Origin of the sequence: Ruegeria sp. SCSIO 43209 (assembly GCF_019904295.1) — a bacterium.
Taxonomy (GTDB): domain Bacteria; phylum Pseudomonadota; class Alphaproteobacteria; order Rhodobacterales; family Rhodobacteraceae; genus Ruegeria.
Map to the genome: position 1 here is coordinate 71,296 of NZ_CP065360.1, position 18,327 is coordinate 89,622.

Annotated in this window: 23 protein-coding genes; 9 read left to right on the forward strand and 14 right to left on the reverse strand. The window is 57.0% G+C overall.

Annotated elements, in window-relative coordinates; genetic code table 11:
• The first annotated feature begins 53 nt into the window (after nucleotides 1–53).
• Nucleotides 54–1,394, forward strand: a complete 1,341-nt coding sequence (locus tag I5192_RS18515; protein WP_170684029.1) for an adenylate/guanylate cyclase domain-containing protein — start codon at nucleotides 54–56, stop codon at nucleotides 1,392–1,394.
• Between the two features lie 167 nt (nucleotides 1,395–1,561).
• On the opposite strand, the gene I5192_RS18520 is transcribed toward I5192_RS18515, so the two are convergent.
• On the reverse strand, nucleotides 1,562–1,975 hold the full coding sequence (locus I5192_RS18520) for a helix-turn-helix domain-containing protein (RefSeq protein WP_153218054.1): 414 nt from the start codon (nucleotides 1,973–1,975) through the stop codon (nucleotides 1,562–1,564).
• A gap of 76 nt (nucleotides 1,976–2,051) precedes the next feature.
• On the opposite strand from I5192_RS18520, the gene I5192_RS18525 reads away from it, so the two are divergent.
• Genes I5192_RS18525 through I5192_RS18560 form a run of 8 tightly spaced genes read left to right on the forward strand, consistent with a single transcriptional unit; the run spans nucleotide 2,052 to nucleotide 6,745 of the window.
• Entirely contained in the window at nucleotides 2,052–2,459 is a 408-nt protein-coding gene (locus tag I5192_RS18525) for a mercuric transporter MerT family protein (RefSeq protein WP_253762079.1), read from the forward strand.
• A gap of 15 nt (nucleotides 2,460–2,474) precedes the next feature.
• Nucleotides 2,475–2,777, forward strand: a complete 303-nt coding sequence (locus tag I5192_RS18530) for a periplasmic mercury ion-binding protein (RefSeq protein WP_253762077.1) — start codon at nucleotides 2,475–2,477, stop codon at nucleotides 2,775–2,777.
• A gap of 10 nt (nucleotides 2,778–2,787) precedes the next feature.
• On the forward strand, nucleotides 2,788–3,039 hold the full coding sequence (locus I5192_RS18535) for a hypothetical protein (RefSeq protein WP_171675949.1): 252 nt from the start codon (nucleotides 2,788–2,790) through the stop codon (nucleotides 3,037–3,039).
• On the forward strand, nucleotides 3,036–3,419 hold the full coding sequence (merF, locus tag I5192_RS18540) for a mercury resistance system transport protein MerF (protein WP_037941655.1): 384 nt from the start codon (nucleotides 3,036–3,038) through the stop codon (nucleotides 3,417–3,419). The genes I5192_RS18535 and merF overlap by 4 nt, the downstream gene beginning before the upstream one ends.
• On the forward strand, nucleotides 3,419–3,556 hold the full coding sequence (locus I5192_RS18545) for a hypothetical protein (RefSeq protein ID WP_153218051.1): 138 nt from the start codon (nucleotides 3,419–3,421) through the stop codon (nucleotides 3,554–3,556). Before merF ends, I5192_RS18545 begins: the two co-directional genes overlap by 1 nt.
• A gap of 1 nt (nucleotide 3,557) precedes the next feature.
• Nucleotides 3,558–4,988: a mercury(II) reductase gene (merA, locus tag I5192_RS18550; protein ID WP_216601653.1), complete on the forward strand. Its 1,431-nt coding sequence runs from the start codon at nucleotides 3,558–3,560 to the stop codon at nucleotides 4,986–4,988.
• 21 nt (nucleotides 4,989–5,009) lie between these two features.
• The gene (locus I5192_RS18555; protein ID WP_037941653.1) at nucleotides 5,010–6,362 is read left to right on the forward strand and encodes an NAD(P)/FAD-dependent oxidoreductase; all 1,353 of its coding nucleotides are present in this window, start codon (nucleotides 5,010–5,012) and stop codon (nucleotides 6,360–6,362) included.
• A 56-nt stretch (nucleotides 6,363–6,418) separates the two neighbouring features.
• Nucleotides 6,419–6,745 (forward strand): YnfA family protein, encoded by a 327-nt coding sequence (locus tag I5192_RS18560; protein WP_171675946.1) that lies wholly within the window; start codon nucleotides 6,419–6,421, stop codon nucleotides 6,743–6,745.
• Between the two features lie 238 nt (nucleotides 6,746–6,983).
• On the opposite strand, the gene I5192_RS18565 is transcribed toward I5192_RS18560, so the two are convergent.
• The 13 genes from I5192_RS18565 to I5192_RS18625 all read right to left on the reverse strand — a co-directional run bounded on the left by I5192_RS18565 (nucleotide 6,984) and on the right by I5192_RS18625 (nucleotide 18,327).
• The gene (locus tag I5192_RS18565) at nucleotides 6,984–8,876 is read right to left on the reverse strand and encodes a type IV secretory system conjugative DNA transfer family protein (RefSeq protein WP_152460673.1); all 1,893 of its coding nucleotides are present in this window, start codon (nucleotides 8,874–8,876) and stop codon (nucleotides 6,984–6,986) included.
• Nucleotides 8,869–9,027: a DUF4177 domain-containing protein gene (locus tag I5192_RS18570; RefSeq protein WP_152460674.1), complete on the reverse strand. Its 159-nt coding sequence runs from the start codon at nucleotides 9,025–9,027 to the stop codon at nucleotides 8,869–8,871. The genes I5192_RS18565 and I5192_RS18570 overlap by 8 nt, the downstream gene beginning before the upstream one ends.
• A 12-nt stretch (nucleotides 9,028–9,039) precedes the next feature.
• Nucleotides 9,040–10,053, reverse strand: coding sequence for an ATPase, T2SS/T4P/T4SS family (locus tag I5192_RS18575; RefSeq protein WP_152460675.1), 1,014 nt, complete (start codon nucleotides 10,051–10,053; stop codon nucleotides 9,040–9,042).
• A gap of 205 nt (nucleotides 10,054–10,258) precedes the next feature.
• Nucleotides 10,259–11,092, reverse strand: coding sequence for a TrbI/VirB10 family protein (locus I5192_RS18580; RefSeq protein WP_170575215.1), 834 nt, complete (start codon nucleotides 11,090–11,092; stop codon nucleotides 10,259–10,261).
• A gap of 11 nt (nucleotides 11,093–11,103) precedes the next feature.
• A complete protein-coding gene (locus I5192_RS18585) occupies nucleotides 11,104–11,784 on the reverse strand; it encodes a hypothetical protein (RefSeq protein WP_152460677.1) in 681 nt (226 codons plus the stop codon).
• Nucleotides 11,784–12,599, reverse strand: a complete 816-nt coding sequence (locus I5192_RS18590) for a TrbG/VirB9 family P-type conjugative transfer protein (protein WP_223118396.1) — start codon at nucleotides 12,597–12,599, stop codon at nucleotides 11,784–11,786. Before I5192_RS18590 ends, I5192_RS18585 begins: the two co-directional genes overlap by 1 nt.
• Nucleotides 12,599–13,234: a virB8 family protein gene (locus I5192_RS18595; RefSeq protein ID WP_170474350.1), complete on the reverse strand. Its 636-nt coding sequence runs from the start codon at nucleotides 13,232–13,234 to the stop codon at nucleotides 12,599–12,601. The genes I5192_RS18590 and I5192_RS18595 overlap by 1 nt, the downstream gene beginning before the upstream one ends.
• A gap of 26 nt (nucleotides 13,235–13,260) precedes the next feature.
• The gene (locus tag I5192_RS18600; protein WP_170474353.1) at nucleotides 13,261–14,316 is read right to left on the reverse strand and encodes a type IV secretion system protein; all 1,056 of its coding nucleotides are present in this window, start codon (nucleotides 14,314–14,316) and stop codon (nucleotides 13,261–13,263) included.
• Nucleotides 14,313–14,813 (reverse strand): hypothetical protein, encoded by a 501-nt coding sequence (locus I5192_RS18605; RefSeq protein WP_170474356.1) that lies wholly within the window; start codon nucleotides 14,811–14,813, stop codon nucleotides 14,313–14,315. Before I5192_RS18605 ends, I5192_RS18600 begins: the two co-directional genes overlap by 4 nt.
• Nucleotides 14,810–15,556, reverse strand: a complete 747-nt coding sequence (locus I5192_RS18610) for a type IV secretion system protein (RefSeq protein WP_223118398.1) — start codon at nucleotides 15,554–15,556, stop codon at nucleotides 14,810–14,812. Before I5192_RS18610 ends, I5192_RS18605 begins: the two co-directional genes overlap by 4 nt.
• Complete coding sequence (locus I5192_RS18615; RefSeq protein WP_170417970.1) at nucleotides 15,556–15,693, reverse strand: hypothetical protein; 138 nt, start codon at nucleotides 15,691–15,693, stop codon at nucleotides 15,556–15,558. Before I5192_RS18615 ends, I5192_RS18610 begins: the two co-directional genes overlap by 1 nt.
• Entirely contained in the window at nucleotides 15,690–18,074 is a 2,385-nt protein-coding gene (locus I5192_RS18620) for a hypothetical protein (RefSeq protein WP_223118399.1), read from the reverse strand. The genes I5192_RS18615 and I5192_RS18620 overlap by 4 nt, the downstream gene beginning before the upstream one ends.
• Nucleotides 18,049–18,327 (reverse strand): VirB3 family type IV secretion system protein, encoded by a 279-nt coding sequence (locus I5192_RS18625; RefSeq protein WP_170474365.1) that lies wholly within the window; start codon nucleotides 18,325–18,327, stop codon nucleotides 18,049–18,051. The genes I5192_RS18620 and I5192_RS18625 overlap by 26 nt, the downstream gene beginning before the upstream one ends.

Consider the following 18,327-nt stretch of genomic DNA (forward strand, 5'->3'; position numbering starts at 1 on the left):
GCTTTTGCCGTGTGTGAGTCATATTCGACAGCGAAACGCATTCGGAACGCGCCATGACCACTTTTACAAAACCACCCACTCAATTCACACGCGCGGGCGATGTGGCAATCGCTTATCAAGTCGTCGGCGAAGGGCCAGTCGATCTGATTTATATCTCTGGCTGGCTCCACAACATAGATGTGGTCTGGGAGCACCAAGGTTACCGAGATTTCCTTAGTGGATTGGCAGAAAAATGCCGGGTCATCATGTTCGACAAACGCGGAACAGGAATGTCCGATCGTGATGTCGGAGCACCTACGCTGGAAGAACGCGCGGAAGATATTCGTGCGGTTATGGCTGCGGTGGGCAGTGAAAAAGCAGCAATTTTCGGGATCAGCGAAGGTGGTGCGATGACCGCAATGTTTGCAGCGTGCTATCCGGAAAGAGTGAGTTCCATGGTAATGATTGGCAGCCGCCCTTGCGACGCATGGAAACCAGACTGGCCAAGAGGCAGGCGTCGCGCTGAATTCGAAGAGCACCTAAAACACCTCGAAGCCAATTGGGGAAACCTTGGTTGCGAATTGGAGTGGGCAGCCCCTTCGGTTAAGGATGATCCGGAAGAACAGGCATTCTTCAATAAGCTGCTCACTTTATCTGCTAGCCCCCGTTCAGCAATTGCCATCACACGTCTGAATTATGAGACCGACTACAGGTCAATTCTTCCGGCAATCGAAGCCCCGACACTGATCTTGCACCCCGAGAAAGATATTTCCGTTTCGGTGGAAGACGGTCGGTACCTTGCGGAAAACATTCAGAATGCCCGGTTTGAGTTTGTAAAAAACTCGGACCATCTGCCTTGGATTGGCGACACGCGTGCCATTGTAAAGCAAATTACCGATTTCGTTTGCAGCGAAGCACCTCAGAAGGAAGAAATCCGTGTGCTTTCGACAATCCTTATGACTGACATTGAAGGATCGACCGCCATCGCGACACGCGTTGGAGACGAGGCATGGAAAGGCACCATCGAGAAACATGATGCTCTCGCAGCGCGAGCAATTGCCCGCCATGACGGAACTTTAATTAAGACAATGGGCGATGGAATACTTGCTACCTTCACTGGTCCCAGCCGGGCGATCGCATGCGCGAAAGAAATAAAGTCCCAAGCGTCCGACCTTGGTCTAACTATTCGCGCCGGCATCCACACGGGTGAATGTTTGCGCCGGGGCAATGATGTTTCCGGTTTGGCGGTCACAATCGCCGCGCGAATTCTTGAGTTAGTGCCGGGTGGCGAAGCTTGGGTGTCTGGCGTTGTAAGAAGTCTCGTTGTTGGGTCAGGATTACAATTTGAGTCACTGGGAGACCGGCAACTAAAGGGAGTTCCCGACGAGTGGCCTTTGTATAAAGTTTCAAGCTGACAGCTTTTTCTTGATGACTTGCGGCTGCCTCGGGCTCGTAGTGGACATCTGACAACTTCGGGCAGCTATCACAGGTCTTCCAGTATGCCAGAGGTCGGATATGCGGACTTTTCGGGCTTTCGCTGCGCCGTTCACGAAGGTCCGCTGCCCCCTCTTCTCAGGGCGGACTAAGCATCGAGTAAGGCGTCGATCACCGCGCATTCCGGGGCAGCATCGCCGGTGCATCGCGCAACAGTGTCCGACAGGACGCGCTCGATGCGCTGCAGATCGGCAATCTTGGCCTGAACGTCAGTCAGATGATCTTCGGCGATGATCTGCACCTCGGCGCATGTCCGGGATCGGTCATCGACCAGCCCAAGCAGCCCGCGAACCTCTTCGAGAGAAAAGCCTAGATCGCGGGACCGCATGACGAATTTCAGCCGCTTGACGTGGGCATCGTCGTAGCTTCGGTAACCCTTCGTACTGCGCGGCGGGTCCGGCATGATCCCGATTTTCTCGTAGTAGCGAATGGTTTCCAGGTTGCAGCCCGTTGCGCGTGCCAAATCACCCCGCCGAATTGATCTCACGCTTGTGTTACTCATTTCGCAAAAAAACCCCTTGAGCCTGTATCAGCTACAGACCCTAGAACGGTGGAAACATCTGTTCAAGGAAGATTCGATGGAACAACATTTGGCAGAACTGCCGCAATCTCGGTCGCAGAAAACTGGCGACGAAACCACCAAGGGATGGGGCGTGACCGGCCTCGGCGTCATTGGTGCGCTGGCGATGACTTCTTGCTGCATCCTTCCATTGGTGCTGGTCAGCTTTGGCGTGACAGGCGTGTTCATCGCGCAGCTCGGGGCGCTCTATGCCTACAAATGGTACACCTTCGCGCTGAGCGTCGCGTTCTTGGGATACGGCTTCTACAAGGCTTACAAGCCCGTAGATGCCGAGTCCTGTGCCGACGGCACCTGCGCGCGCCCCATCGACCGCCGCATCATGCGGGCAACCCTCTGGGCCGCTTCCGCGATTGTCGCTGTCGCGATGATCTTTCCCTACCTCACCCCCTTCATCCTGAAATTCTGAACGAGGACCATGACCATGAAGCACCTCCTGATATCTGCCCTGACCGTCGCCGCACTCTCAACTCCGTCTTTCGCCGAAGAGCGTCAGGTCGAGATCGCCGTCAGCGATCTGACCTGCCCGTCCTGTTCGTTCATCGTCGCCAGTTCCATGCGCGGTGTTCCTTCGGTCGAGATCGCCGAGTTCGAGGACGGCCCAGAATACGGACAGGGCGTTTACAGCGTGACCTACGATGACGCCGAAACTTCCATCGAAAGCATCATCGGCGCGGTGACGGCCAATGGCTATCCGGCGCACGTGCTGCCCGACACAGCCTCCTGAGCCGTCTGCAATGCGTGACAATTTGATGGGTGGCCTACTGGCCTTCGGAGTAGCGGCTCCGGTCGTGGTCGTCTGCTGCGGCGGCGGAACTGCCGTGCTTGCAGCGTTGTTCGGCGGCGTTGGGGCTTGGCTCTCTGGAATGAGTGGCAATGCCATGCTGGTTTTGGCGGGTCTGACCTACCTGATCCTCCGCGCACTGCGTCGTTCACACATGAAACGGGCCTCCAGCACCGAACCATCACGAAGAAAGACGGCCCATTGACTGACACACCAGAAAATCCCGACCGACTGCTGAAATGGGGGCTTGGCGGTGCGCTGTTCGCCGCGCTCTGCTGCTTTACGCCGTTTCTGGTCGTCATCATCGCTGGCGTCGGATTGTCGGCCCTATCGGGTTGGCTCGATTACGCCCTGTTCCCGCTGCTGTTTTTCAGCCTCGCCGTGGTGGCACAGGCCTTTTGGCTGCGCGCTGGCAAACCGGGACCGGCCCCGAAACTTTGGGCCACCGGCCTCGCGGTGGCCCTGTCGATCCTGATCATTCTTCTCGAATTCAGGTTCGCAATACGGATCACAATCGGCGTTTTCGCCGCCACAGCACTCTACGCGGTTCTGCTGAACCGTGCGCAAAAGAAAGGAACGCTCTAATGATGATGGGATGTTGCACCGCCACCGGTATGTTCTTCGGTCTTCTCGGCATGCTCACACCGCTGATCGCAATCGGCGCGGTCATTTATCTGTTCGCTGCCAAATCGAACAACCCCGAGTATGGTGAGGCGCGCTGAGATGAAAGACCTGAACAAAAACGACGACGGCCAAGGCGGCTATAACCTGATCGTCCTCGGGGCGGGGTCGGCGGGGTTCTCCGCCGCAATTACCGGCGCGGATGCCGGAAAGCGCGTCGCTCTCGTGGGACATGGCACCATCGGCGGAACCTGCGTCAACGTGGGATGCGTGCCGTCCAAGGCGATGATCCGTGCGGCAGAGGCCGTCCATGGTGCAAAGGCTGCCAAGAGATTTCCGGGTCTATCGGGGCAGGCACACGTGGATGATTGGCACACACTCGTCCAGTCCAAGGACGATTTGGTCGCGACCCTGCGCCAGAAGAAATACGCGGACCTTCTGCCGGAATATGAGGGTGTCGATTACATCGACGCCGGTCCCGCGCGGCTGATCGAAGGCGGCGTGACAGTCGGTGAGCGAACCCTGACAGCGCCGAAGACCATCATCGCCACGGGCGGGCGTCCCGTCCTGCCGACCATCGACGGGATCGAGGACATCGGCGCGCTCGACAGCACCAGCCTTCTGGAACTCGAAACACTGCCGAAGAGCCTGATCTTCATAGGCGCGGGCTACATTGGCGCGGAACTGGCCCAGATGATGAGCCGCATGGGCGTGAAGGTCACGCTCGTCGCCCGTTCGCATCTGTTGCCCGGCGCGGAACCAGAGGTCTCGGAGGCATTGGCGGCGGCGTTTGAGGCCGAAGGCATCACCCTTCTGACCGGGTTAAGCTACGACACTGTGCGCCGCGACGACGCAGGCGTGACGCTACGCGTGATCCAGAACGGAAAGCCTGTCGAAGTGACAGCGGATCACCTCGTTTCGACCGCTGGCAGGCGGGCCAATACCGAAGATATGGGCCTGGACGCAATCGGCGTTGAAACCGACGCGCGCGGGTCCATCGTCGTCGGCGAGGACATGCAGACATCGGTGCGAGGCATCTATGCGGCGGGCGATGTGACCGACCGTGACCAGTTTGTCTATATGGCGGCCTACGGTGCAAAGCTCGCCGCCAAAAACGCGGTTCTCGGCGAAGACCATCGCTACGACAACGCCGCGATGCCCTGGGTGGTGTTTTCCGATCCGCAGGTCGCGGGCGTCGGTCTCGGTGAAACCCAGGCGCGGAACGCGGGCTTCGACGTCAAGACGTCCATCGTGCCCCTCGATCAGGTGCCGCGTGCGCTGGCGGCCCGCGATACGCGCGGATTGATCAAGCTGGTGGCGGACAGGAAGACCGACCGGCTGCTTGGTGGCCAGATCATCGCGCCCGAGGGGTCCGATACGATCCAGACCCTCGTCATGGCGCTGAAGTTCGGCATGACCACCAAGGCACTCGGCGAGACGATCTTCCCGTATCTGACAACGGTGGAAGGGCTGAAGCTGGCGGCTCAAACCTTCGATATGGACGTGGCAAAGTTGAGCTGCTGCGCCGGATAGACTCAAGGATAGGACCAGAAAATGAGCGAAGACTACGACCTGATCGTCATCGGGGCTGGCATGGCAGGCGTGGCCGCGGCGAACAAATGTGGCGCAGCAGGATGGCGTGTGGCCATTGTCGATGCGCTGCCCTACGGCGGCACCTGCGCATTGCGCGGCTGCGATCCAAAGAAAATCCTGCGGCGCGGTGCGGAAATCATGGACGCGGCACGGCTCATGCAGGGCAAGGGGATCGATCCCGGTGATCTGTCGATCAACTGGGCCGATCTGATGGCACACAAGCGTGGCTTCACCGATCCCGTGCCGGACAAGATGGAAAAGGGCCTGTCGGGCAACGGCGTCGAAACCCTGCATGGAGCTGCCCGCTTCACGGGAGACAACACGCTGGAGGTCGATGGAACGGCATATCAGTCGGAACGGTTCCTCGTGGCCGCCGGTGCCATGCCCAGGCCGCTGAGCTTCACAGGGGCCGATCTCGTGATCGACAGCACGGATTTCCTCAACCTGGAGGCCCTTCCCAAACGGGTTCTTTTTATCGGCGGCGGCTTCGTGTCCTTCGAGTTTGCGCATATCGCCGCACGGGCCGGAGCCAACCCGATCATCGTGGATCGTGGCGCCCGGCCCTTACGCGGCTTCGATCCCGATCTGGTCGAAATGCTGATCGAGCGCGGCACCGGTATCGGCGTGGACCTGATGCGCGAGACCGAAATCGTGTCGGTCTCGGAAGCCAGTGGAGCATTAAGTGTTGAAGTGAAGTCAGGCGATGAAACCCGAACAATCGAAACCGATCTGGTCGTGCATGGCGCGGGCCGGGTTGCAGCCCTGGCCGATTTGAATCTTGAGGCGGCCGGTGTTGACTACAGCGACAAGGGCATCGTTGTAGCCCCCCATCTGCAAAGCACGACAAGCAGCGCGGTCTATGCCGCCGGAGATTCCGCCGACACCGATGGTATGCCGCTGACGCCGGTCGCGGTGATCGAAGGGAAGGTCGCAGCCTCCAACATGCTCAAGGACGCGCAGACCGTACCGGACTATGCCGGTATTCCAACAGCCGTCTTCACCGTTCCGGAACTGGCGCGTGTCGGCATGTTGGAAAGTGAGGCAAGGGACGCCGGGCATGACGTAGATGTCCGGTTCACCGACACGAGCGGTTGGTACTCGAACTACAGGATCGGCGAGACCTCCGCCGCCGCGAAGATCCTCGTGGACAGGTCGAACGGCAAGATCCTCGGCGCGCACCTGTTCGGCCCGGAATACGGCGAACTGATCAATTTCTTCGGGCTGGCAATCAAGCTGGGCCTGGCGGCCAAGCAGCTTAAGTCGATGACGGCGGCCTATCCAAGTGTTGGATCGGATTTGGGGTCGCTTCTTTGAATTTGAAAGATTTTTCCTAATAGACCCGATCCTCCTCGGAACGTATGTCTCGCCCGATGAAGACGGTTCTTATCTACTTCGTCGCTGCGCTGGCCGAAATTGCCGGATGCTTTGCTTTCTGGGCGTGGTTCCGGCTGGACAAGAGCGTGTTTTGGTTGGCACCGGGCATGCTGTCCCTTGCCGCTTTCGCCTGGCTACTGGCGCTCAGCCCCGCCGATCAGGCGGGCCGCGCCTATGCAGTCTACGGTGGCGTTTACATCGTATCGTCCCTGCTGTGGCTATGGGGTGTGGAAGGCCATCGCCCGGATCAATGGGATGTAGTTGGAGCGGTCATTTGCCTTGTCGGTGCGGGTATTATTCTCTGGGCACCGCGCAGTATTTGAGAGGTAGCCGCAGACGGGGTGAAGCGCTGAATCGTTCGATTAGATCGCCTTTTGGCTCACGCGTTCCGACAACTCGGCGCTGCTTTCCCTCTGCATCGCGGCTGCGATCAAGCAGGTTTTCTATCGCCCTCGAAAGCAGCCATAAATCCTTTACGCAGCATCGGTCAAAGTGGGCTCTCTCCTGCCGTTCTCTGCATATTGAAGTAAGGTCCGGTTCGGCCGCGTCCTGTTACCCCCGTCAAGTGAAGGCGCTACTTTCAGCCCGTTTGGCTTTCATTTTCTCCATCGCCATATCTTTCGCTGACCGACTTTTCCGCTTTGCGACCGTGCGCTGCGCATCAAATGCCGCCTGAAGTTCCTGGTCTTTTTCAGAAACCTCTTTCACCGGGGCAGGGGCCGGTTTCGCATCAGCCACTGCCTTTGCCGTATCCTTGGCCTGCTCTTCAGCAAGATCCAGGTGTGTCCCTTTGATCTTTGGCGTGTCGCCACCAAGGAACTGCATGAAATAAGGATCTTCGAAATATCGAATCTTGTTCGCAATCACGGGCATCTTGCCTTCGCGGATCAGCACAACCTCGTTTTCCGGCAGACGACCAACGTGCTCTGGCCGGAGCAGCCGAATGCCTTCTTCACGCTCTGATATGCTGCCCATTTCCATCTTGCCGAGTGCTCGAGACTTCGACTTGCTTATGACCGTTTTGTCCCCGATGGACCTGGACACATGTTCGCGTACTTCGGAATCCTCTGAGGCGGCAAACATCTGGGTTCCAGCGTTTGCCAGCATCGCCCGCACACCCTCGTGCCCATAAATGTCCTGTAGGCGCGACAGTGTTTGCGAAATCACCACGAGCCTGCCCCCGAACGATCGCATGGTGTCATAGGCTTCAACAACGCGCTCAAGATGGCCGAGGCGTTGGAACTCATCGAGCAGCATCAAAACCTTGAACGGCTCATCTTCGCCCGGCTCAACAGTTTCGATGGTGTTCACCAGATCGAGGAAGAACAGGCGAATGAGCGTCCGGAACTCTTTGACCTTTTTCCCTGGCACGGAAAAGTAGATCGAGCTGGGGCGCCGACGCAGATCTTCAAAGTTGATGTCATTGCCCTGCGTGGCTCTTGCTACCGACGGGTTGCGCCAGAGCTGCAGGCCGGAGTTCAACATAACCGAAATCGTTGACCGCAGGATTTTGGATTCTTCGGCTGCAAGATTCAGAAACTCATCTGCAGCTCGCGCATATCCAACTTCTTCAGCCATTTTCTCATAGTCCTTTTGCTTGGTCGTTTTGACCAGGCGCAGGACTTCGGAAATGTATGGCCGCTTTCTTTTGATCGCCAGCATCGCCATTGCGCAGAACATGCCTTCAACACCACCCATAAAGCCCTGCGCGGACGAGCTGGGCGTGTCGAACATCTGAGTTGCAACCTGAATCACTTCTTCCCATCGCCGGTCCAGATTGTCGGCACGTGCTGCGCGGCGCAGAGGGTTGTAGCTGTGGCTTTTGTCGGGGTTCTCGGGGTCGAACATAAAAACCTCATCGCCCATTGCTGCCCGACGCGCGCCGGTTGTCTGGAAAATCTCGCCCTTGATGTCCAGGACGACGCAAGACCCATTGAAACGCAGGACATTCGGGATCACAAAGCCGCTGGTTTTGCCCGAACCAGACGGGGCAATGAACATCGCGTGCGGCTTTTGGACACCGGGGCCGGGCTTATAGTAGATCGCGTTTTTGTCCTTTGGCTCACCAAATTTGGCAAACACGATTTCACTATCCAATTTGTCTTTGAGCTTCAGAACCGACGCATAGCCTTCCTGGACGAGCTGAGGGGCCTTTGCAAAGGTCGCATCACCGTATTTCGTTGAGGGACCACGCAGCGCAGCCGCCACAAATGCAAAGGTCAAAACACCCACTGCGACCACCGCCACCAGACCCATGATCTGCTGCGTCTCTGCAGGCTGTGCCATGAACTTCTCTGGGATCGCCCAGATGTCCAGCCCGCGAAAGCCTCTGGTGTTGATGTATTCGAGAGCCAGCCCGACCACCAACACCGCGCAAGCCGAGGTAGCGATAAAGCCCATAGTACCGGCTATCGCGACCTTCTTGCCTTTGGGTAGATCCTGAAACTCAGCCATCGGTCAGCTCGCGTTTGAAGAAGCACACGATGCCAAACTCGGCAGGTACGACGCCGACCATTTCCCAACCGTCTTGCCCGAGCTTCGCAAACTTCTCGCCTGCATTTTCCTCTACCCGCATCAAGACATTACGATACTCAAATTTTTTCATTCTATTTCTCCTTCAGATAAGTTGATCAGCGGTCATCAGGGGTGGGAAGATCACTCCGTTGACCTTCCGTTCGTCACCGATTTTCTTCATGTGAACGATCATGTGAATGGTGGCCCGGATGTCATCGACCACTTCTGACTTTTGAACGGTCGGAGATCCGCGACGCACCATCTTGCTCATACGTCCAATGGCATCTACTGGTGAGTTGGCGTGCATGGTACAAACAGAACCATCGTGGCCGGTGTTCACCAGTTCCAGGAACATATTTGCGTCGTCGCCCCGAATTTCACCGCAGACGAGGCGGTCAGGCCGTAACCTCAGCGCCGATTCCAGCAGCTTTGTTGGTGATCGAGGGCCATCTTCTTCGGAACGGTCAGCAAGTAGATCGACAGAATTGGGTTGCTCGATGTCCAGCTCGGCCACTTCTTCAATCGTCACGATCCGTTCGCCAGGATCGACGCGCTTCAGCATTGCATTGAGAACAGTGGTTTTGCCAGACGAGGTGCCCCCGGCAATGATCACGTTCCATTTGCTTAGCATCGCAAGGTCGGCCAGCTCGTCAAAGTTCATTGTTCCGGCAGCGAGAGCAGCCCGAGCCTTTTCAAGCGCGCTGTGATCATTGTTTTCTGCCAACGCCGCCTCTTTGCTGGCGAAGCTGAACGCGCCCAGATCGACGGTTTTCACGCGGAGCAGGCGGATCGCCACGGACCCCACGCCGGTTGTTGCTGGCGGAATCACAACCTGCACCCGCGCTTTACCCTGCTGTGTCGGCACGTTGGCCGTCGCAATCGGCTTCTTTTCTCCGAATGTCACATCGCTGAATCCGGCCACGCAGCGCCCGATGTTTTCCACATCATCTCTGTTCAGAGTAATGTCTGTCCTGGTCATGTGTGTTGTGCCCATTTCTTCGACCCAGACCGATCCGTCAGGATTCACAGAAATTTCGCTCAGGCTTTCATCGTGCAACAGATGCTCGATCTTGCCTGTATAGTATTCCAGAAGGCTATTGCCGTTCCGCCCGCTCATGTTCTTGTCCTTGGTAGAGCACTTTTTTGAACACTGGAGGTTGCCTTCGCTGCATCTCGGCTTTGCCTCGAACACGAAGGCATCCACATAAGATTCATTGCTTCCAAAAAGTGCTGAATTTGCTTCAAAAAAGGCCGCTACCGCCCTCGATCATGCTGGCAGCGGCCGGAAAGACTGCTGAGGCGGTCGGCTCATTGGCTCGCGCTCAGAAGCTATCGAACACAACGTCGCGCTGCAGGATGGCGTTGATGCGACTGCCCTGATCGACAAAGACTGTCGGAGTAATGCGCAGGTATTCATCAAGCGCCGCTGCCGTAGCGTTCTGCAGGTTAGACCCCACTTGCGTTGCCAGATCAGTGCGAACCGAGTTGTTGCTATCGTTGTCAGAGACCAGTGCCACCGGCGCAATGCCGATGATGGACAACAGCGCAGCCGTGCCGAACCGTTTCCCAAAGTGTGTGTTCACCCTGCCGGTCGCACCAGTCCGGCCTTGACCGTCCGTACCAGCCGATCCGACCTGAGTTGACAGGCCGTCAGGCGTGATGACACGGCTCCAAACGATCATGATGCGCGTTTGCGCCAATGTCGTGTCCGCTCGATACTCGCCAAAGAGCTTCGATCCGCGCGGCAGAAGCAAACGCGTGCCGTCCATCGAGTAGACGCCACGTGTAATCGTCGCCACGACACTGCCGGGCAACTCCGAGCTGACCGCGCCACCGAACACAGCCGACAAAACCGTGCCTTGCGTCAGGGTGCGCGACGGATCGTCAATGATCGAGGCCCCGACGATGGGGGGATATTCTTCGACCAGATTGTTTTGCCATGTCGTGTTTTGGTTTTCCTGATAGCCGCGTTGATCTTCAGGCAGGCGGGTGTCGTCTGGCTGGACTTGAACCGGCTGCGGCGCTGCAGGGAAGGGTTGGAAAATGACCGGCTGCGATCCACCATTGATCGGCTGGTAGTTTTGACCGGGTGCGTCCTGTGCCATCGCGCTTGAGGCCAACGTGACCAGGGCGAGGGTGAGTGCTGTTCTGTTCATCGTCAGCTCCATCAGTTTCTGCCGTATGGGTTTTCATCGAACACAATGCCGTCCGACTGGTTCTGCCGCTGGCGCATCTTCTTCAGTTCTTCGAGTCTGCGCCGCTCGTCATCGGTCAGACCTTGCGCCTGAAGGTGGCTTACGCTGGCAAGTGCCCGGGCCTCCGCATCTGCGATGGCCTGGGCAAGTTCCGTCTGGAACTTCTTCTCTCGCTCATCATATCTGACCTGAAGGCGTTCATTGGTCAGGTTCAGCGTTGCGATTTCACCGTCTTTTTCGGACAGCGAAACTTTGGCGTCCGTCAGCTCGTCTTGCAGATCGGAAATCCGACCGTTCTGTTGCTCGATAGTTTTCAAGGCTTGTTTCAGCCCTTCGGAATCGACCTGCGGCACTGTTGCCGGTGTTGCCACCTCAATTTCCTCGGGCAAAGCCTCTGGTTCCGGCTCATCGGCCTCTGGTCCCCGTGCGGTCAAAAGCCCGTATCGCTCGCCACCACCTTGTTGCAAAGCGTCAACGCGGACACCCGTGTTCGTGCTTTTGTTTTCATGGCCCATGACAAACCATACAAAGCCCAGGAACACCGCTCCTGCGATCGCAACGGTTATCAGCTTCTTTGGGTCGAACTTCTTCCGGACACGTTGCGACGGCTGTTCAGCCGCCGCCCGTGCCGCAATTGTCTGATTGCGATCCATTACTTGCTGCCCCCCGGTTTAACTGTCTGTGAAGTAACGGGCCTGCCCGTTGCACTCGCCTGCTGAAACGCGTCGCCATCGTTTCGAACACAGATCGAAGTGTCCTCGATGCGCAGTGTCCAAAGATCGGAAAGACCCTGCACCTGGATAATGCCGCGCTCTTTGACTGTGGTGTTCACCATCAGCTCGCGGCCATCAGGCAGGACACGGAAGATCCCCGGCAACTCTGCATCCTGCGGGATCTGCAAATAGGTGTGAACGCCATCATCCCACACGGCGGTGGGCGCGAAGTCAGCTTTGCCCGAGCGCGAGTAGTTTTGGTTCACAAACCGGCCTGTCGGTTTCGGTTCACTCCGAGCAACTGTGCCACGGCGCTTTGTAGTCCCGCCGCTGTTGTTTTTGTTATAGAACGTGACCCGAAACGGTACTCGTTTACGTTCGGCGGCACTCTCGGCCGGAACCAGATAGAAGTTGTATGTCCCGCGATTGGTCAGAACGGTCAGGTTTGAATCCGAGTTCAGGATTTCCGGTTTGAACGCAATAACGCGACCTTCCTGCAGGCGAGTGATCTGAAAACTCTCGGTGTCGCCCGCACCAATGCTGCGGACGGTTTCGCCCTGCGGAAAGTGAACATAGGTAATCAGGCGTTCACCTACAGGGATGCGGTACACTTGGTTCTCGACGTAATGGAAATGCGTGATGCGGTGATCCGCATTCTTTCCGTCTGGCGTCGGTGTGATTTCAGCGAGCAGTGGCGTAGAGAATGCCAGAACTGCTGCGGCGGTGGTCGCGAGTGTTTTTGACGTACGCAGCATCAGATGTTTCCCATGGCGTCTACGCGGTAGTTGGTGACGACGAAGCCGAAAGGATTTTCCAGAAGCTCATCCATCGACGTCACGATTTTTTCCTCAAACCCGTAGGTCACTGTGACCACGTAGCGGGCTGAGGCCGTTTCTTGGTTTGGCACGATCAGGGACTTGCGGATCTCGACCTGCACCGTCTCATCGTTGACCGGCGAGACGCCCAGAATTTCCGTCTGCACCTTTGTCTTGGGCGTATAGATTTCATCCGGATGGCTGTCGTTCGACCCATCCCACAGTTCGCGGTAAGACGTTTCGGCCAGCTCATTAGAACGACGCAGTACCGATTTCAGGCGCTCGTTGTTGTCCTGGACATCATAGGTTTCCCGGTCGCGCACATAATTTGCGACTTCACGGAAGGCCATCGCTTCAGATGGTTCCAGTTCTTCGACCTTTTCAGTCAGCAGCACCGGCAGCTTTGTGTCCGGATCAATGGAGAATGGCACCGCCCGGATTTCCTTCAAGGGAAGGAGCATCGCCCAGCCAATAATAGAGGCCACGCCCATTGCCATACCGACCATGCCGAATACTTGCCATTTGAAGGCATCGCGGCGTGCGCCCAGAAAGAGTTCTTTTTCGTGATCTGTCACGTGTGACATTTGCTCTGTACCTCGATTTATGAAGATTTATTGGCGCGAGCTTGTCGAATGCTCTGCCGGTAACGGTCAGCGGCGTAGCTCTGACGAGCTGCCCCATCCTGATTGCGGGCTCTGTGCGCTATGTCCCGACGCGCTTGCATTGCGCGAGACGCGCTGTCACGAACGCCAGTCCCGTCACGAGCTGCGGAAGCCATAGCGGCGGCAGTTTTCCCACCGGCAACAGCACCGCGCGCGCCATCGCTGGCAGTGCCCAATGCACTTCTTGCGGCTGCTACCGCGCCGGTTGCCACGGCAAGACCGGAGGATGCCGAAACTATCGCGCCAGACATGCCGCCAGCCAGTGACGGGATTTGCGTGAGCATGACGATAGCCACGATGCAGATTGCTAGAAAACGCCCGCTCGCTTCCATGTCATTAACATCAGACAAGGAACCAAGCTCCGAAGCGAAAAGCGCCTGAATAAGAGAAACGATGCCTGTCAGAACGACGATGACCATGATCAGGCCAACGGTCGTTTTCGCCCAGGCTGCGAAGATATTGGCTGTTGCCGAGCTGAGTAGCGTTGCGATGAAAACTGGCGCTAGACCCAGCAACACCGCCAGACCGCCTTTTGCGATGAGTGCCATGCCAGTGCCAAAGGCAACGATGACGGCCCCAACAACCCAGAGAATAGCCCCGGTGATGCTCAAGCCCCAAGTCGCGTTTTCAATGGCCTGCTGGCCCATCAAGAAACACTGAAGCGCAATCTCATCCAACGCTTGCCATACATTAGTGGTTCCAGTGAGTGCCCCGGCAATACTGTCCGGCAAGGTTTGGACGCCTTGATAGATTGGTTGGAAAAAGGACCAGCTCGACGCCATTCCGATGATTATCGTCGCCCGAATGATCCAGCCTACATAACCACCAAACCCAATTTCTCTGATCTGAAGTACGCCGTTGATCAGCATCGCTACAAAGATCAGCGCAGCAATAGCCCAGAGGGCGGATGCGAGATCCGCCGCAAGGCTGGTGTATGCTTGCTGAGAAAAGTTGCTGATTGCTGATTCAATCGAGCTGACGAAATCCTGAATCACGGCCCACAAGCCTCCTCAATTACAGGGCGCAGCGCTTCCAAGCGTTCTTGCTGCGTTGCTTTGAGCGATTTGAGTTCGCTGGATGGCTTTGACCAGAAATCGCCCTGGTCAGCGCCCACCAACTCGATTGCAGCTTCGCGGCTGAGGTTGCCGAGCGGGCATTCAGTGCTGAAAGCTTCATCGGATTTGCGCAGTCGGCATTGCTCAATGGCAAACTCATGAGCAGCGATCACTTGCTCATTCAGAATGGCATCGGTCCAGTTGCCGACGACATACTGTTGATCCGCGCCCTGACCAGCGTTAGCGAGCTGTTCAACTCCGTATTCCTTCAGGGGTTTTTTGAACGCTCGCACGCCCGAATAACCAAGACAGGTCCGATATTCCCCAAATGTCCAATCAACATTGGGGGGAAACGGCAGTCTGGCCTCAGCACTGGCCGACGACCCTAAAAGCGTCGCCGTCAGTGTGATCAGGGCGAAAGTGGTGCGGCTTTTCATTGGGTTTCTCCTCTTGCGTAATTGCTAAGCGTCTTTAGGTCCGCTGCGTTTGCAGCCAGATCTGTGCCCGACGCCAGAGCATTAGCAGAGGTTGTGCGCAAGATTTCAATTTCAACTTGCAAGAGTTTCAGGAGAACCGCCGTGTTGTAGTCGATGGCGTCCTTCAGATCTTCTTGCTGGCCGATTTCATCGCGCAGCTTTTCGGCATCTTCAGCGAGCTGACCGGCCATGTCATAGCCCTGTTCGCCCAGAGCGGACGCCATCAAGCCAGCGCCACCGCGCTCCGAGAGAATGCGCCGGGCTGGCACGTCTGACGTGCTGAACTCTTTGAGGATGCCATTATTCAGACCCAGGCTGATCGATCGGCGCTCCATCGCGAGCCCGGCCACGCCCGGAAGATCACCAATCGTATCTTCGGTCGCGTCCAACGCGTATCCGAGCGTGTCAGCAGCGGTCGCCAGCTTCAAAAAGCTGCGGCTGTTGAACTCGTCCAAATCTGTTAGACCAGAAATGGCCTTGAAGGAGTTCTCCAGCATCGCGCGCTGCTGCTCGAGCTTCTCATATTGTTGTATCAGCTGTTCGTATTGGCGGACCATTTCTGCGACTTCGCGGGCCGAATTGGCGGCGTCCTGTGCAATGGCTGTGGCGTCGACGGTCGGAACACCTTGGGCTGCTGTAACGACGGGCAGGGCGGCCAGAACCGAAACAGCAATGGTTGTCCGCAATTTCTTTGCAATACTCATTAGACAAGCTCCAAGTTTTCAGGGGGGGTCATGCGCTCAAAGTCGCAGGCGCATTTGCTGCGATAGCCCGAATAGGTGCTGGTGCAGGCCGAGACGGCGGCCAGAACTACAAGGGCGATTACAAGGCGAGTTTTCATGTGATTTCCTTCCAGAAGATGGGGTTTTTTCGCCAGTCAGGATCAGGGAACGATTTTCCGTCTGATCCGCTCAGAACACGGAGAAGCGGGCCGAGAGCGCCGACATCGACATCGAGCCAAACACTCTCATCACCTTTCTTCATGAGCATTACGCGGTCGCCAAAATGCGCCCTCAGCGCGCCCAGCTCTGAATCGTTCAAGCCGATTGCCCGGTAATCCGCTTCATTGCCGGATCGAGAGGGGAACAAGAGCTGCGTGCTGGTGTTTTCCAGGATCGACTTACTTGCTGCCGACGACAGGAGGTGATCGGGGATCTGCGTCATCATCATCATCATGACGTTCAGCTTCCGATACGTGGTGTAGGCATTTATGAGGATGCCAGCGCCATAAGGGTTGCCAGCAATTACCCATGCTTCATCAATCACAAAGACAGTGGGTATCTTGGTGGCGCAGCGGCGTTCGATCTGGCGCATGACGTAGCTGATCCATGCCAGCCGCACCAATTCGTCATCCAGAACCTCGGAAATGTCGAAAACAAGATGACGGTCGCCAGCAGCAAACGGATCTGAGCCACCCTCGCCAAACATCCAGGACAAGCGGCCTTCGCCAGCCCATTCACTTGCACGCTTGTACAGGTTCTTGTCATCGTCAAAAGCTCTGAACCGTTCCACCAGTGAATCGAAGTTCTGAAGCGCAGGCGGCAAAGTGGCATTCGCTTGGCAAGCCCGCGTGATTTCATCCTTCTGATCGGTGGTCAGTGGTTCGTCATAGCTCAACAGGGCAATGACCCAATTGGCGAGCCAGCTTTGCCCAGCCTCATCCGTTTCCGTTTGAAACGGGTTCATGCCAGTGGGTTCGCCCACCCGGACGCGGGTGTACTGCGCACCGAGCGCCCGCATTGGAGCCTCCATTGCCCGGTCTTTGTCAAAAGCGATGATCCGCGCGCCCTGTGCAACCGCCATTGTTGCCAGCAGCATCGCGATCACAGTTTTACCCGAGCCGTTCGGTCCAAGAACGATCGTATGCCCGGAGGGCAGGTTTTCAGGGTCGTTACTGGTCTTGGGAAGGTGCAGCGAAACATCGTAGCTGTCCCCGTGCGTTGTCGGGAACGTCGCCAATGGCCCCGGCCAGGGTAGCTTTTCCGCATCCAACCCTTTGGGGCGCATGTGGAACGCAACCATATCCGCAAAGTTCTGGTCCGTGATCAGTTCTTCACGGGCGCGGAACGCGAAATTGCCGGGGTGCTGCGCGAAGTACACCGACCGCGCCGACATCGCTTCGCGTTTGACCGTGCCGCCCGAAATCTGGATTTCACCGATGATGTGTTTTTCGGCGGTTTTCAGATCTTCCTCGTTCCCAAACACGCAGATCGACAGGTGGTGCTTGCCGAGTGACATGGTGCCGGAGGCAATGCCGTCCGCCAGAATGGACAAGTCCTCTTCAAGCGACTTCGCTTTGTCGCCCGCCGAGCGCATTTGTCCCGACTTGCGGCGTTCCATTTCCTGCGCTTGGGCGCGGCTGATCGGCAGGAAGGATTGCGAAATCACAACATCAACCGGCAGGTCCAGCCCGTCGAAAATGCCGGGGAACGAAACCATCGGGTAATTCTTCAGGGAATACACACGGATGGAGCGTTCCTGATCGTCGCCTGTGACCAGTTTGCCGGTCTTGCCCTGAAACAGCACATCCTCTTGCGGCATGTTGAAGGCGATGGGTTCTGCAATGTTTGTGTGAATGATCGGCTGATACCGACCGTTCAACAGCATTCCATAATAACCGAGCCAATGCCCCTCGCTGAGCTTCAGCCGGCGCACACGGGCCTCGCCCAGCGTGCCCGCCAGTGTTGTGAACACACCGTCGAGCTGTTCCATCATTTCTCGGCGTTCCTCGTCTATCGTTCCAGACGACATGCCGAACATCTGTTTTGCCCGCTCATCCTGCCGCTTTTGGAGAATGGCGCTGATGATGATCTTGCGTTCTTTCAGCTCTGCATCGACGGACGCTGAGCGCATGGCCTGCGCCACTGCACCGGCAAAACCGGTTGGATCTGTGATGACATGACCAGTCTCAGCCGGGACGGTCAGTCGATGGATATAAAAAGCCACCTCATTAGGTGTTGTGCGCAACACACGCTCAAACCGTTCGGCCAGGAACTCGAACTCGTTTTCGTCCAGCGTGTTTGCGTTGACACCGGTGATTTCCGCAGCGGCGATAAGACCACCGTTGCGTGTGGAAATGACCTCATCATCCACGACATAGCCATACGGCAACATCTGAAAGAGGCTCATTTCATCCTTGCGCCAGCTCGGCTCGATCAACGAGCGGGCAAGGGTCCACATGCCTCGGGCAGCAGGCTTAGGCACTATAGTAATCTCCCCCATGATGCTGGCGGTTTTTGGTGCGCGGAGTTTTGGAAAGGGTTACAGACAGGACGCGGAAGAAAGCCGGTTCCCATTCGTAAAAGAGGCGAAGCACGGTGTAGAAAGCAAAACCCGCAATGATTGCTGGCGCTATTCCGAACATGAAGAACGAAAGCATGGTCATCCCGAGGATCACCAGCAGATAGATCACGGGTAGGCCGCCCCATTCTGCGGGACGGCTTAGGCCGCGAAAGACGGTATTTCGGCGCGGCAT

Excerpts from the sequence above, each read along its gene's own strand:
- I5192_RS18625 (WP_170474365.1), bottom strand. The coding sequence starts at position 18,327 with ATGCCGCGCCGAAATACCGTCTTTCGCGGCCTAAGCCGTCCCGCAGAA.
- I5192_RS18525 (WP_253762079.1), top strand. The coding sequence starts at position 2,052 with ATGGAACAACATTTGGCAGAACTGCCGCAATCTCGGTCGCAGAAAACT.
- I5192_RS18590 (WP_223118396.1), bottom strand. The coding sequence starts at position 12,599 with ATGCTGCGTACGTCAAAAACACTCGCGACCACCGCCGCAGCAGTTCTG.
- I5192_RS18565 (WP_152460673.1), bottom strand. The coding sequence starts at position 8,876 with ATGGCTGAGTTTCAGGATCTACCCAAAGGCAAGAAGGTCGCGATAGCC.
- I5192_RS18530 (WP_253762077.1), top strand. The coding sequence starts at position 2,475 with ATGAAGCACCTCCTGATATCTGCCCTGACCGTCGCCGCACTCTCAACT.
- merA (WP_216601653.1), top strand. The coding sequence starts at position 3,558 with ATGAAAGACCTGAACAAAAACGACGACGGCCAAGGCGGCTATAACCTG.
- I5192_RS18615 (WP_170417970.1), bottom strand. The coding sequence starts at position 15,693 with ATGAAAACTCGCCTTGTAATCGCCCTTGTAGTTCTGGCCGCCGTCTCG.
- I5192_RS18555 (WP_037941653.1), top strand. The coding sequence starts at position 5,010 with ATGAGCGAAGACTACGACCTGATCGTCATCGGGGCTGGCATGGCAGGC.
- I5192_RS18515 (WP_170684029.1), top strand. The coding sequence starts at position 54 with ATGACCACTTTTACAAAACCACCCACTCAATTCACACGCGCGGGCGAT.
- I5192_RS18570 (WP_152460674.1), bottom strand. The coding sequence starts at position 9,027 with ATGAAAAAATTTGAGTATCGTAATGTCTTGATGCGGGTAGAGGAAAAT.
- I5192_RS18535 (WP_171675949.1), top strand. The coding sequence starts at position 2,788 with ATGCGTGACAATTTGATGGGTGGCCTACTGGCCTTCGGAGTAGCGGCT.
- I5192_RS18620 (WP_223118399.1), bottom strand. The coding sequence starts at position 18,074 with ATGGGGGAGATTACTATAGTGCCTAAGCCTGCTGCCCGAGGCATGTGG.
- I5192_RS18585 (WP_152460677.1), bottom strand. The coding sequence starts at position 11,784 with ATGGATCGCAATCAGACAATTGCGGCACGGGCGGCGGCTGAACAGCCG.
- I5192_RS18575 (WP_152460675.1), bottom strand. The coding sequence starts at position 10,053 with ATGAGCGGGCGGAACGGCAATAGCCTTCTGGAATACTATACAGGCAAG.
- I5192_RS18545 (WP_153218051.1), top strand. The coding sequence starts at position 3,419 with ATGATGATGGGATGTTGCACCGCCACCGGTATGTTCTTCGGTCTTCTC.
- I5192_RS18605 (WP_170474356.1), bottom strand. The coding sequence starts at position 14,813 with ATGAAAAGCCGCACCACTTTCGCCCTGATCACACTGACGGCGACGCTT.
- I5192_RS18520 (WP_153218054.1), bottom strand. The coding sequence starts at position 1,975 with ATGAGTAACACAAGCGTGAGATCAATTCGGCGGGGTGATTTGGCACGC.
- I5192_RS18560 (WP_171675946.1), top strand. The coding sequence starts at position 6,419 with ATGAAGACGGTTCTTATCTACTTCGTCGCTGCGCTGGCCGAAATTGCC.
- I5192_RS18580 (WP_170575215.1), bottom strand. The coding sequence starts at position 11,092 with ATGAACAGAACAGCACTCACCCTCGCCCTGGTCACGTTGGCCTCAAGC.
- I5192_RS18610 (WP_223118398.1), bottom strand. The coding sequence starts at position 15,556 with ATGAGTATTGCAAAGAAATTGCGGACAACCATTGCTGTTTCGGTTCTG.